Genomic DNA, 11,306 nt, shown 5'->3' on the forward strand with positions numbered 1-11,306 from the left:
TGATGGCTTTGATCGAGACGAAATCGGAAGTTCCTGCGACACATGTGCTGCTGCGCGGACTGGCGGCGAACCAGGGCGATGAAGTCGGACCGGCGGTGCCTGTTGTGCTCGCTGCGAAATCACTCTCGTTTCCGAAGTCATCTGGCCAAACGTCGTTACGGCGTCGCACGCTCGCGGAGTGGATCGCTTCGCCTGCAAATCCACTGACCTGGCGCGTACTCGCGAATCGCGTGTGGCAGCATCACTTCGGCGCAGGTATCGTGGCGTCGCCGAGCAACTTCGGTTTCTCCGGCGCAGCGCCGACGCATCCGGAACTGCTCGATTACCTCACATTCGAGCTCATCGCGAACGGCGGGCGCTTGAAGCCGCTGCACAAGCTGATTCTGATGTCGGCAACATATCGGCAGCAGAGCCGCGGCGATCCGCTTGCTCACGACAAAGATCCCGGCAACACGCTGCTCTGGCGGCAGAACAAGCAGCGCATGGAGGCGGAGGTCATCCGCGACAGCATTCTCAGCGTCAGCGGCAGGCTGAATCCCAAGCATGGCGGCGCAGGATTCAAACCGCGCATCCGGCCCGACCTGCTCGACGCCAGCCAGCGCAACAAGTGGCCCATCATCGAGCACGAAGGTCCTGAGCAATGGCGGCGCAGCATTTACATCTATGTGAAGCGCCAGTTGCTCATGCCGAACATGGAGCTGTTCGACGCGCCCACCACGACCGACAGTTGTGCGCTGCGCATGCAAAGCACCGTGCCCACGCAGGCGCTTGTCCTCATGAACGACGAATTCGTCGAGGAGCAGGCCAAATTCCTCGCACAACGCGCAATGACCGGGAATGAAAATGACGAGCGTCAAACGATTCAGCGGCTGTTTCTACTGACGCTCGCGCATTCACCTTCGGCATCACGATTGGAACAGGCGCAGGCTTTTGTGCAGCAGCGCGCGGCGGAAAGCGATCTCGTCCAAGCGCTCGCGGATCTCGCGCATGTCTTGCTCAACAGCAGCGAATTCATATACATTGACTGATGCCCATGCTGACACGCCGACACATCATCCAAAACGCCGGTGCCGGATTCGGCTCTCTGGCGTTGCAGTCGTTGCTGGGCGGGGAAGGCCTGCTCACGTCGTCGAATCCGATGGCAGCGCGGGTACCGCATTTCGCGCCGAAGGCGAAGTCGGTGATCTTCCTTTTCATGTATGGCGGCCCGTCGCACGTCGATCTGTTCGACCCGAAACCGGCTCTGGCGAAGTATCACGGCCGACCGATTCCGGTTTGGAAAAAAGAGGACGCCTTCATGGGTGGCAAGACGAAGAACGTGGCCATGCAGAGTCCTTACCGTTTTGCGAAGCACGGTCAGGCGGGCATCGATATGGCGGAGGTGTATCCGAACCTTGCGCGTCATGCCGACGACCTTTGTGTGATCCGCAGCATGCATGCGGAGAGCAACAACCACGGCCCTGCACTTTTCCAGATGAACTCGGGCTTCATCCAAGCTGGGCGTCCGAGCATGGGGTCTTGGGTGACGTATGGACTCGGCTCAGAAAGCGAGAATCTGCCCGCCTTTGTCGTGCTGCTCGACAAGCTCGGCGCCCCGGTGAATGGTGCCATGAACTGGTCGAATGGCTTCATGCCTGCCGCGTATCAGGGGGTGCCTTTTCGCAGCAGCGGCGAGCCGATTGCCTACCTCACGCCGCCGAAAAACGTGAGCGCCAGCCAGCAGCGCGCGCGGCTGGATCTGCTAAAGCAGTGGAACACCGAATACGCTGAGGCCAATCCTGTCGAGAGCAGCCTCGCGGCACGAATTTCGTCCTACGAACTGGCCTATCGCATGCAGATGAGCGCTACCGAATGCACGGACCTCAGTCGCGAACCGGAGTGCGTGCGGAGGATGTATGGTCTGGATCATCCGACCACCGCGCACTTCGGCCGCAACTGTCTCTTGGCGCGGCGTCTGGTCGAGCGCGGCGTGCGCTTCGTGCAGGTTTATAGTGGCGGCAATGAAGGCCCGAAGGCTTGGGACGCGCATGACGACCTGAAACGCAATCACGACCTGCACTGCGCCGAGACCGACGGCCCCATCGCCGCGCTGCTCGACGATTTGAAGCTCAGCGGCATGCTCGACAGCACGCTCGTCGTCTGGGGCGGCGAGTTCGGCCGCTCACCCGTCGCCGAGAACGGCAAGGGCCGCGATCATCATCCGAAAGGCTTCACGATGTGGATGGCCGGCGGCGGTATCAAAGGCGGCCAGATTCATGGCGCGACCGACGAATTCGGCTACGCCGCCATCGAAAACCGCGTTTCCGTCCCCGACCTCCACGCCACGATCCTGCACCAGCTCGGCCTCGATCACGAACGCCTCACCTACCGCTTCCAAAGCCGCGACTTCCGTCTCACGGACGTAAGCGGCGATGTTGTGCGTGAGTTGCTGGCGTAATTTATTTCGCCACACCCTTGATGCTGAAGTCGTCGTATTCCACGTCCACGGCGTTCGTCGTCAGGCTGATCAGCGACTTGGTGTCGTGATTGACGCCGGGGGACTTGAAGGAGCCGACTGCCTTGCCGTCGATGCTCACGCTGATCTCTTCTCCCTTGGTAGTCACGACGAGCGTGTGCCACTCTTCGAGGCTGAGTTTAACCGGAAATTTCGCCGCCTTGGTGGCGAGCATCTTCTTCTCTTCATCCGTCAACTGGTTGGCTTTCTTGCGGTCATAGAGACCGCCCGTCAGATCGAAACCGCCTGTCTTGGCGTCAGAGACCGTCACGCCAGTCGGCGCAATGGATGCCTGGCAGATGTGGCCGGCGTGTGAGCCTTTGTAGTTCTTGTCGTCGAACCACACATTGAAGCTTTTTGCCTTGTCGCTGACGAAGCGGAACTTCACGCTGACTTCCAGATCGCGCTCGCCTTCGATGCGGATGTGGTCCACCGCGCTGTGGTCCGAAGTCGGTGCTGTGATGCCCACGAGCACGCCGCCCTTCACCTCGCTGGAGCTCTTGTAGTGGCCCCAGGCCTTGCCGAAACCGTCGGCGGCGAATTCATCTGAGAAAATGACACGAGGATAATCAGCCGCAAAAGCAGCGGTGGAGAGCAGGGCGAGGCAGAGAATGGATTTCATGGCGGGTGGTGGGTGAAGGAAGAACGGCTGTGAGCGGTCCATCACACAGCCTATTTGACGAACTTTTTCACAAAGTCGAGCACAGAGCGAGTGCAGGGTTGATCCGGCGATTACACCGGACGCAGTACGCTCTTCACGACTTCGCCCTTGTGCATCTTCTCAAAGGCTTCGTGCCATTCGGTCACGGGCCAGACGCCGCCGATGATCGGCTTCACGTCAAACTGACCGCTGCTGAGCAAGGCGATGACACGCTCCCAGATCGGCCAGTTGTGGCTGAAGCTGCCTTGCAGGGTGATGTTCTTCTGCACCAGCGGGTCGAGATTGAATCCGAGAGGCTGCGGGCCCCAGCCGACTTTGCTGATCCATCCGGCGGGGCGCACGATGTCGAGCGCGATCTTGAGCGTGACGCTCGCACCAGCGGCGTCGATCACGCCATCGCAGCCGAGGCCGTCGCGGTCGAGAGCCCAAGGCTTCGCATCGCCGATGATGACTTCGCAGCCATAGTGCTTGCGGGCGAGTTCAAGGCGGTGCGCGTCCTGCGGCAGGCCGACGATGGCGACCTGAGCGCCACAAAGGCGGGCCATGGCAGCGCAAAGGATGCCGATGGTGCCTGGGCCGAGCACGACCACGCGGTCGCCGGGCTCGATGCGGGCGTTCTTCACCACGGCGCTGTAGGCCACACAGCAGGGCTCAGTGAGGCAGGCCTGCTCAAAGGGAAGTTGGTCCGGCACATGATGCAGGATGCGGCTGGGGACGCTCACATACTTGGTCATGGCTCCGTTTACGCCGTAGCCGAAGCCCTTGCGGGTGGGGTCGAGATTGTAGAGGCCACGCTTTGTCATCGGATTGTTTGGGCTGATGATGGCGGCGGTTTCAGAGACGACGCGGTCGCCTTCCTTCCAGCCTTCCACATCCTTGCCGACTTCGACGATGCGGCCGCCGAACTCATGACCGAGCACGACCGGGTAATTCACCGGCCAGGAATGGTCGGCAGTCCATTGGTGCAGATCAGAGCCACAAACACCCACATTGACGACTTCGAGGAGCACGTCCTCGCTGCCGATGGCGGGCGTTTCGATTTCACGGACTTCGACAGAGCCTTTTTCAGGCGCGTAATTAACGACGGCAGCGGATTTCATGGGATGGAAAGAGGTGGAATTAGAAAGCAGAAACGTCCTGAGCATGCACGGCTTCGCAAATCATGCGCAGAGAAGCTTCCAGATTGCCGTCCGCCGTTTTGAAGGCGTCGGCATCGATGGTGAGAGGCGCGCCGAGGACGACGAGCGGAGCACCGTACTTGGGGCACTGAATAGCCTGCTCCAGACTGAGGCCGCCGACGGCCTGGACGGGGATTTTGACGGCGTTGACCACTTCGCGGAGCTGATCCAGCGGACTCGGCATGCGTTTGCCAGCAGCGGCGATGCCACGGCGCTCATCGTAGCCGATGTGATGAATCACGTAGTCGCAGCCGAGATCCTCCAGCCACCTCGCTCCGGCGATCATGTCTTCGCAGATCATGTTGTCACCCATCACCTTGCAGCCGAAGTCTTTGCCAGCATTTACCACGCATTTCACGGTTTCGGCATGCGCACGAGCCATGACGACGACGTGAGTGGCGCCGGCCTTTGCCATCATTTCAGTTTCGAGGTAGCCGCCATCCATTGTTTTGAGATCAGCGACGATTGGAATGTTTGGGAAAGCTTTCCTCAGCGCACGCACACCGTGGAGCCCTTCAGCAAGGATGAGCGGCGTGCCGGCTTCCAGCCAGTCCACACCGGCGCGCAGAGCCAGCGCGGCGGTTTCGAGCGCTTCGTCGATGTTGGTGAGGTCGAGGGAAATTTGAACGATGGGTCTCATAGGCGGTTGGTGGGTTGCAGATTAACGCAGAACCGTGCATCGTCGTCACGACAAAGATGATGCGAAATGCGACACCTCTGAAACCCCGCTTGCGCCCGAAGCGCCCGGCGGGGGAAATTGCGCGCTGGCGGAAACAGCGGGCGGCATGGATGGCTGCTCTGGAGCCTACGCTGCTGTTTCAGCGGTTGTTTGACCATATCCCGGGGGTTTACTTCTTTGCCAAGAACGAGGCGGGGCATCTCATGTTTGCCAGCGAGGGGCTGATGCAGCGCTACCAGATGTCGGATGATTCAGAGATTATTGGGCGCACAGACTTTGACCTGAATCCGGACACGATGGCGCAGGCTTATGTGGATGACGATAAGCGCCTGCTGGCGGGCAAGGTGGACGTGATTGAACGCGTGGAGCTGTGGTGGGATTCCCAGGGCATCCCTGACTGGTTTTTGGTGACGAAGCTGCCACTCTTTGACTCTGAGCGCCGGGTGCAGGGGGTTATGGGCACCTTGAGGCGCCCTGATGAGGCAGAGCGCAGGCTGCCGGTGTTTCAGACCGTGGCGCAGGCGGTGGAGATCATCCGGCATGATTACTCGAAGCCGCTTTTGATTGAAGATGTGGCCAAATCCTGCGGTCAGTCGTTACGGCAGTTGCAGCGGCGGTTCCAAAGCGCTTTTGGCATCACCCCGCAGGAATTCCTGATCAAGACGCGGGTGCTGGCGGCGGTGCGTCTGCTGGAGGGGACAACTCTGACGGCGAGCGAAGTGGCGCAGAAGTGCGGCTTTGTGGATGCGAGCAGTTTTACCCAGCATTTCCGCAAACGCATGGGGGAGTCACCGGCGGCGTATCGGCGTGCACGGCGATGAAAATCAGTGCAATTCGTCGCACAAGGCCAGCGCCTTTAACGCCTGAGTGGTGGCGATGTAGGTGATGTAGCTGTAGTTCCCCCGATAGAGTGACTGCATCCACCAGCGGCCGGAGACGCGCTGCTCGCGCTTCAGCCAGACGAGGCCGCGCTGGATGCGTTCATCGCTGGCGGGGACATTGTTTTGGCGCATCAGCACGATGGCGAAGGCCGTCATGTAGGCATCGCTCTCTGGTTTCGCAGCATCAGGCAGGTTTGTGATGAGGTTTACCACGGTATCGCTCATTTTGAAATGCCAGTCGCCGAGGGCGGACATGTCACGCAATGACCAGCCGCCGTCGGGGTGCTGTTTCGAGGAGAGAAGCGTTAGGGCGGCATCACGCTGAGCTTGGGGTACAAGTTCGGGCATGTAATGCGCGAGTTGAAGGCGCAAGATGCGGTCGAATTCATTCTTGGGCTGCGCATCACGCAGCCAGGACTTCATTCGATCAACGCGTGCGAGCAGTTCGGGGTCTTTGAGGTTGCTGAGCCATCCGGGCGCGGCGGTCACCGCCCGGGCTGCTTGCAGCGTGAGTTCGAAGTCTGTCGTGATATGGGGGATTTCGACTTCGCCAAAGCTGACGAAGGAGCCATAGGCGGACTGGCGTGCAAACATCTCCTGCAGGGAGCGCTCGGTGTGCGCGGAAAGCTTCCCCGTCACATGCTTGTCCCATTCGGCGAGACCCATTGAGCGCCAGATGCTCGTCCAGGAGCCGCCGTAGTATTTGATGCCATCTTTTTCCGTTTCTTTCTGCGGTTTGATCTCTGTAGGCACGGTTTTGACGAAGTCTGCCAGCACTTCATCGAGTGGCAGGCCGAGCTGCTTTGACAAAGCAGGGCGCTCGCTCAGGTAGGGGCCGGTGGTGTGGCAGTTGACGCAGGTTTTCTCGCGCACCCAGCAGATGGCGCCATCGTCGAGGTATTTGGCGGCGGCTTTGATGGTGTCGGGGCCAAACGCTTTTACCTTCGGTTCATCAGCCGTCGCGCGGCTGACCTGAATGCCTTCGGTCTGATATTGAAACTCGGGCTTGGGCTTTGATTCAGCGGCGAATACCCCGCAGGTGGTCAGCAGGAGGAAAAAGGCGTGTTTCATGCACGGGCTTGTACGCTGCGACCCTCGGCAATCAATCGTCCGAGAGAAATCGAGTCGTCCTCGTATAGCCAGTGGTGGAACGCGGTGGCAATTTGTGGCCATTCTTGGTCGAGCATGGCAAACCAGGCGGTGTCGCGGTTTTCGCCTTTGATGATCATGTGCTGGCGGAAGATGCCTTCAAACGTGAAGCCGAGGCGCTGGGCGGCGTTGCGGCTGGGTTCATTGCGTGCATCGCATTTCCATTCCATGCGTCGGTACCCGAGATCCTCAAAGCAGTGGCGCAGGAGCAGGTAGCAGGCTTCGGTGTTGGCCTTGGTGCGCTGGGCTGCAGGAGCATACCAAATGTTGCCCAGTTCTGCCACGCCATGCTCAGCACGGATGCTCATGAGCGAAATGCTGCCGAGGCAACTCTGCGTCGCGGCATCACGCACGGTAAAGGCGATGACGTTAGGCGTGGCCTGCCATTCGCGCAGGTAGGCGGCCTGCTCTTCGGCATTGGCAAACGGTCCGCGGGGCATGTAGCGCCAAAGTTTGCGAGTGGTTTCATCGACGTGCGAAATGGCGAACAGTTCTGCCACATCCGCGACGACGTCGAGTGGCGTGAGTGTGATGAAGCGGCCTTCGAAGCGTTGTGGGGTGGGCTGCGGTTTCATATCAGTTTCCTGGTTGCACGATGACGTCGGTCTTGATCGAATTGGCGATGAAGCATTGCTCATGCGCGAGATGATGGAGGTGCTTCACTTCAGAGGCTGTGGGTGGTTTATCACCGCACCAGGCGATGCTGGGATGCAGGGTTATCTGGCTGATCCAGAGTGAACCGCGTTCGTTTTTCGTCATCAGGCCTTCTGCTGCATCGTCATAGCTTTCGGGGAGAAAGCCGGCGTCGCAGGCGACATGGAGGAAGCAGAGCATGTGACAGCTGGAGACGGAGGCGATGAAGGCTTCTTCGGGATCGACTGCTGCTGGATTTGACCAGGGAGAAGGGACGATCTGCGGGGAAGGGGAGCCCGGAATCACGGCACCGCCGTCGAAGTGGAGGGAGTGCTCGCGGGAGTAGCGGCGACTGAGGAAATCTGGGCCGTGATTCTTCCAGCGGACGATGGCGGTGTGTTTGGACATGGGATCAGAGTCTCTCCTTCATCATCTTTGCCGTGTCGCGATCTGTCTGATCGGTGCTGTTTTCTAGCATGGTGATGACTCCTGATGCATCTTGTGGACGGTTTTGGCTGAGTTTGAACTTGCCTTCGAGGCGGGTGATTTCGATTTCGATGCCGACGATGCCTTTCATGAGGCCATCGCGGAATTCGGCGGATAGGATGCCGTGCCAGCGATTGGGGCGACCGGTTTCGTAGAATTCGATGAGATCATGGAGCATTTCGGCGAAGCGGTCATGCTGCGTGACGATGCGTGGAATGCCGTAGGCATGCACGGCGGTGTAGTTCCAGGTGGGCACGGCGGGTTCAGTGACATACCAAGCCGGGGAGATGTAGGCGTGGGGGCCGGTGAAGATAACGAGCACTTCCGACTTGGTGAAATGCGACCACTGGGGATTGGCGCGGGCCATGTGGGAGAGGAGAATTCCGTGGGTGCCTTGTGTCGGATTCAGCAAAACGGGCATGTGGGTGGCCTGCGGAACTTTGCCGTCGTGTGATACGATGGTGGCAAAGCTGTGCTGGCGCATGAATGCGTTTAGCGTGTCGCGGTCATCGATCTGGAAATGCGAGGGGGTGTACATTCGATGGGCTACTTCTTAACTTCGGGCAGTGCGGGAATGGGAGTGGTGTCGATGGTGACATCGGAGCCGAGAAGGGTTTTGCCGACGAAGAGTTTCGCGCGGGCGATGACTTCAGGATGGCCGACGGAACCGTGGCCTCCGCCGGTGATTGGGATGAGCAAGGAGGGGACGCTGGCTTTTTGCAGTGCGGCGTGAATTGCTTCGGCGTGGATATAGGCGACGCGTTGATCGGCGGTGCCTTGGAAGGTGATGAAGGGCGGGTCGTCCTTGGTGACGTAGGTGACGGGTGATGCGGCGACGGCTTCGGCGTGCTTTTCGACGTAGTTGCCACCGAGCAGATCGCTCACCGCTGGGTCGGCGACGATGGGCTTTTTTTCTTTGTCGAACATGAGAGCCTGAGTGAAGTCCTGGGGGCCGCAGAGGTTGACGACGCATTGGACGCGGCTGCTGAAGGTGGTGTTGGGGCCGAGGTCGCCTTCGAGTTCTTTGACGTCGCCGCTGGTGCCGATCAGTGAGGAGAGGTGGCCGCCGGCGGAACTGCCCATGACGGCGATTTTGTCGGGGTCGAGATTGTATTCTTTGGCGTGGGCGCGGATCCAGCGGATGGCGGCTTTGCAGTCATAGATCTGTGATGGCCAATGCGCTTCTTTGGTGAGGCGGTAGCCAACGGTGACAGAGGCGTAGTCGCCGGTGCGGGCGAACTGGATCGCGGCGGCGGCGTAGCCGAGGCGATCACCATTCACCCAGCCACCGCCGTGGATGAGGGCGACGACGGGGAGGGGCTTGTCGGTATTGCGCTTCCTGGGCAGGTAGAGATCGACCTTCTGTTTGGGGTTGTCGGTGCCGGCGTAGGGCTGGTCAAGGCGGAGTTCGACCTGGCTTTTTTCGGCGGAGGTCTGGGCGTTTTGTTTTAGTGCGGCGAGGTCCTGGGCCCATGCGGATGATGTGGCGAGGAGCAGGAGCGGAAGAAGGTGTTTCATGGTGGGCAAAGTACGGAGAAGGTGGCGAAAACTAACGGCGACTGTAAATCAGCATCGGCATGCCGAGAATGGTTTCCAGATGGGAGCAGTCAAAGCCAAGTTTTTCCAGCACACGCTGGGAACGTACGTGATCGGGATGCACATCTGCGAACAGCGATTCTGCTGCGTGGTGTGTGTCAAACCATTCGAGCCAGGCACTGCCCACCTCAATCGCGTAACCCTGGCCCCAGCAGGCTTTCGCCAGACGAAAGCCGAGCTCAATGCGTTTCCCGTCGGGAAGATAGAACAAACCGCTGTCGCCCATGGCCTTGCCGGTTTCTCGATGAAGGATCAGCCGTTTGCTGAAACCATGATGTCTTTGATGTTCGCGGTATTGATGTATGCGGCTGCGCGAGTCCTCCAGCGTGAAGTCCGCCCCCCCTGGAATGAACTGCATCACCTCGAAATCAGAGAACCAGTCAAAGGCCTGCTCGGCATCCGCTTCCTCGAAGGGGCGCATGCGGGTGCGCTCGGTTTCGATCCAGTGATGGTTCTGGAGTGGCATGGGCCATCTCAACGACGTGAGAACCACTCGATATTGCATCCGCGCGTGAATTTTCAGGGTTTGAAGGCCTGTGGCTATAATGCCGACTTTTTCGAAGCAGCAGGCCCGAGCGAGTTCGCGCGAGATGTTGATGTAATGCAGAGGGTGCCGTCGATGTATGCCACTGCGTGGATCGACCGACGAAGTGGGGGCTGGAGACAGCTAGAACCACTCGACAAATCTATTCCCCATAATGCTGTTGACGTATTCGACAAAATTGTTTCTCATCAAGTAGTTCGCCCAACCCAACACGTCGCCCACACAAGACCAGCCATGCTAGACTCCACTACGACGATGTTTCTCTTCTTCGGAGCCATGGTGGCTTCGCAGATTATTGGTCGCAAGGCTCTGAATACACTGACACCCGAACAGAAACTTGCCCTGATGGAGTCCTCACCGAAGATTCCGTGGACATTGATCTTTATAGCGGTGGCTTATGGCGTTCAGTCCTGGCTTTCTGGACGATTTGGGCACTCAGCTACGTTTCTTGGGGGCTTCATGCTCGTTCTCATGTGCGGACTTTTGCTGTCATATTTCCTGATGTTCCGCAGGTTTCAGAAGCTTGGCCTTCCGGCAAGCTACCTCCGCACATTCATGATCGGCCAGAGCATCGTCTTACTTGCCTTGGTTGTGATGTTCTGGAGCAGCTATTCCAGCATCAGAGACATTGATGCCACAACCCAGAAGTTACTGAATGAAACCACGCGATGAACACCAAGGGCGAACAAACGGATGCAGGAAACGGCTCGGATGGCATCTGTCGTGTCATCGACACTTCCCGCTCGCCGTTGCCTGATCCGAAGCGTTAGGCGTCGCTACGCACACACCGAGAACGAGAGCAATACTGACTCAATTCCATGACCAACCCTTTCAGTCTTTTCGACATTGCAGGAGCCGCTTTCATCCTGTTCGCGATTATCGCTCCGGCACGGTTTTATCAGGTAAGCAAGTTTCCCGCAGAAAGAGCTGCCACCTGGCTTCCGCGCGTTCGTCCGCTCGGCATCGCAACACTCATTCTTTTCGTCGCGGGGCGCTTTCTCATGT

General features: G+C 59.0%; 14 protein-coding genes. 5 read left to right on the plus strand and 9 right to left on the minus strand.

Features of this window, described 5'->3' with window-relative positions; genetic code table 11:
- Positions 1-1,028 (plus strand): DUF1553 domain-containing protein (locus tag PSV43_RS24245; RefSeq protein ID WP_300203788.1); only part of this gene is annotated, 1,028 nt, incomplete at its 5' end.
- Between the two features lie 5 nt (positions 1,029-1,033).
- Positions 1,034-2,437, plus strand: coding sequence for a DUF1501 domain-containing protein (locus tag PSV43_RS24250; protein ID WP_300203790.1), 1,404 nt, complete (start codon positions 1,034-1,036; stop codon positions 2,435-2,437).
- Between the two features lies 1 nt (position 2,438).
- On the opposite strand, the gene PSV43_RS24255 is transcribed toward PSV43_RS24250, so the two are convergent.
- From PSV43_RS24255 to PSV43_RS24265, 3 genes are all read right to left on the minus strand, one after another.
- Positions 2,439-3,116, minus strand: a complete 678-nt coding sequence (locus PSV43_RS24255; RefSeq protein WP_300203792.1) for a family 16 glycoside hydrolase — start codon at positions 3,114-3,116, stop codon at positions 2,439-2,441.
- Between the two features lie 110 nt (positions 3,117-3,226).
- Entirely contained in the window at positions 3,227-4,255 is a 1,029-nt protein-coding gene (locus PSV43_RS24260) for a zinc-binding dehydrogenase (RefSeq protein ID WP_300203794.1), read from the minus strand.
- Positions 4,256-4,274: 19 nt separating this feature from the next.
- Complete coding sequence (locus PSV43_RS24265) at positions 4,275-4,973, minus strand: orotidine 5'-phosphate decarboxylase / HUMPS family protein (protein WP_300203796.1); 699 nt, start codon at positions 4,971-4,973, stop codon at positions 4,275-4,277.
- Between the two features lie 89 nt (positions 4,974-5,062).
- Between PSV43_RS24265 and PSV43_RS24270 the strand changes: the two genes are divergently transcribed.
- Positions 5,063-5,833 (plus strand): helix-turn-helix domain-containing protein, encoded by a 771-nt coding sequence (locus PSV43_RS24270; RefSeq protein WP_300203798.1) that lies wholly within the window; start codon positions 5,063-5,065, stop codon positions 5,831-5,833.
- Between the two features lie 3 nt (positions 5,834-5,836).
- Here PSV43_RS24270 and PSV43_RS24275 read toward each other — a convergent pair whose 3' ends face one another.
- Genes PSV43_RS24275 through PSV43_RS24300 form a run of 6 tightly spaced genes read right to left on the minus strand, consistent with a single transcriptional unit; the run spans position 5,837 to position 10,223 of the window.
- On the minus strand, positions 5,837-6,964 hold the full coding sequence (locus PSV43_RS24275) for a prenyltransferase/squalene oxidase repeat-containing protein (protein ID WP_300203800.1): 1,128 nt from the start codon (positions 6,962-6,964) through the stop codon (positions 5,837-5,839).
- On the minus strand, positions 6,961-7,617 hold the full coding sequence (locus tag PSV43_RS24280) for a GNAT family protein (RefSeq protein ID WP_300203802.1): 657 nt from the start codon (positions 7,615-7,617) through the stop codon (positions 6,961-6,963). Before PSV43_RS24280 ends, PSV43_RS24275 begins: the two co-directional genes overlap by 4 nt.
- Position 7,618: 1 nt before the next feature.
- Positions 7,619-8,083, minus strand: coding sequence for an OsmC family protein (locus PSV43_RS24285; RefSeq protein ID WP_300203804.1), 465 nt, complete (start codon positions 8,081-8,083; stop codon positions 7,619-7,621).
- A gap of 4 nt (positions 8,084-8,087) precedes the next feature.
- Positions 8,088-8,699: an FMN-binding negative transcriptional regulator gene (locus PSV43_RS24290; RefSeq protein WP_300203806.1), complete on the minus strand. Its 612-nt coding sequence runs from the start codon at positions 8,697-8,699 to the stop codon at positions 8,088-8,090.
- Positions 8,700-8,707: 8 nt separating this feature from the next.
- On the minus strand, positions 8,708-9,679 hold the full coding sequence (locus PSV43_RS24295) for an alpha/beta hydrolase (protein ID WP_300203808.1): 972 nt from the start codon (positions 9,677-9,679) through the stop codon (positions 8,708-8,710).
- Between the two features lie 31 nt (positions 9,680-9,710).
- Positions 9,711-10,223, minus strand: coding sequence for a GNAT family N-acetyltransferase (locus PSV43_RS24300; RefSeq protein ID WP_300203810.1), 513 nt, complete (start codon positions 10,221-10,223; stop codon positions 9,711-9,713).
- Positions 10,224-10,535: 312 nt separating this feature from the next.
- Between PSV43_RS24300 and PSV43_RS24305 the strand changes: the two genes are divergently transcribed.
- Both PSV43_RS24305 and PSV43_RS24310 read left to right on the plus strand, forming a co-directional pair.
- On the plus strand, positions 10,536-10,973 hold the full coding sequence (locus PSV43_RS24305; RefSeq protein ID WP_300203812.1) for a hypothetical protein: 438 nt from the start codon (positions 10,536-10,538) through the stop codon (positions 10,971-10,973).
- Positions 10,974-11,119: 146 nt separating this feature from the next.
- Positions 11,120-11,306, plus strand: a 187-nt coding sequence (locus PSV43_RS24310) for a hypothetical protein (RefSeq protein ID WP_300203814.1), incomplete at its 3' end; no start/stop codon positions are given.

The organism is Prosthecobacter sp., from assembly GCF_029946185.1.
Taxonomy (GTDB): domain Bacteria; phylum Verrucomicrobiota; class Verrucomicrobiia; order Verrucomicrobiales; family Verrucomicrobiaceae; genus Prosthecobacter.

Bases quoted from the DNA above. Each gene is read 5' to 3' on its own strand.
- PSV43_RS24250 (WP_300203790.1), top strand. From the start codon at position 1,034: ATGCTGACACGCCGACACATCATCCAAAACGCCGGTGCCGGATTCGGC.
- PSV43_RS24255 (WP_300203792.1), bottom strand. From the start codon at position 3,116: ATGAAATCCATTCTCTGCCTCGCCCTGCTCTCCACCGCTGCTTTTGCG.
- PSV43_RS24260 (WP_300203794.1), bottom strand. From the start codon at position 4,255: ATGAAATCCGCTGCCGTCGTTAATTACGCGCCTGAAAAAGGCTCTGTC.
- PSV43_RS24265 (WP_300203796.1), bottom strand. From the start codon at position 4,973: ATGAGACCCATCGTTCAAATTTCCCTCGACCTCACCAACATCGACGAA.
- PSV43_RS24275 (WP_300203800.1), bottom strand. From the start codon at position 6,964: ATGAAACACGCCTTTTTCCTCCTGCTGACCACCTGCGGGGTATTCGCC.
- PSV43_RS24280 (WP_300203802.1), bottom strand. From the start codon at position 7,617: ATGAAACCGCAGCCCACCCCACAACGCTTCGAAGGCCGCTTCATCACA.
- PSV43_RS24285 (WP_300203804.1), bottom strand. From the start codon at position 8,083: ATGTCCAAACACACCGCCATCGTCCGCTGGAAGAATCACGGCCCAGAT.
- PSV43_RS24290 (WP_300203806.1), bottom strand. From the start codon at position 8,699: ATGTACACCCCCTCGCATTTCCAGATCGATGACCGCGACACGCTAAAC.
- PSV43_RS24295 (WP_300203808.1), bottom strand. From the start codon at position 9,679: ATGAAACACCTTCTTCCGCTCCTGCTCCTCGCCACATCATCCGCATGG.
- PSV43_RS24300 (WP_300203810.1), bottom strand. From the start codon at position 10,223: ATGCCACTCCAGAACCATCACTGGATCGAAACCGAGCGCACCCGCATG.
- PSV43_RS24305 (WP_300203812.1), top strand. From the start codon at position 10,536: ATGCTAGACTCCACTACGACGATGTTTCTCTTCTTCGGAGCCATGGTG.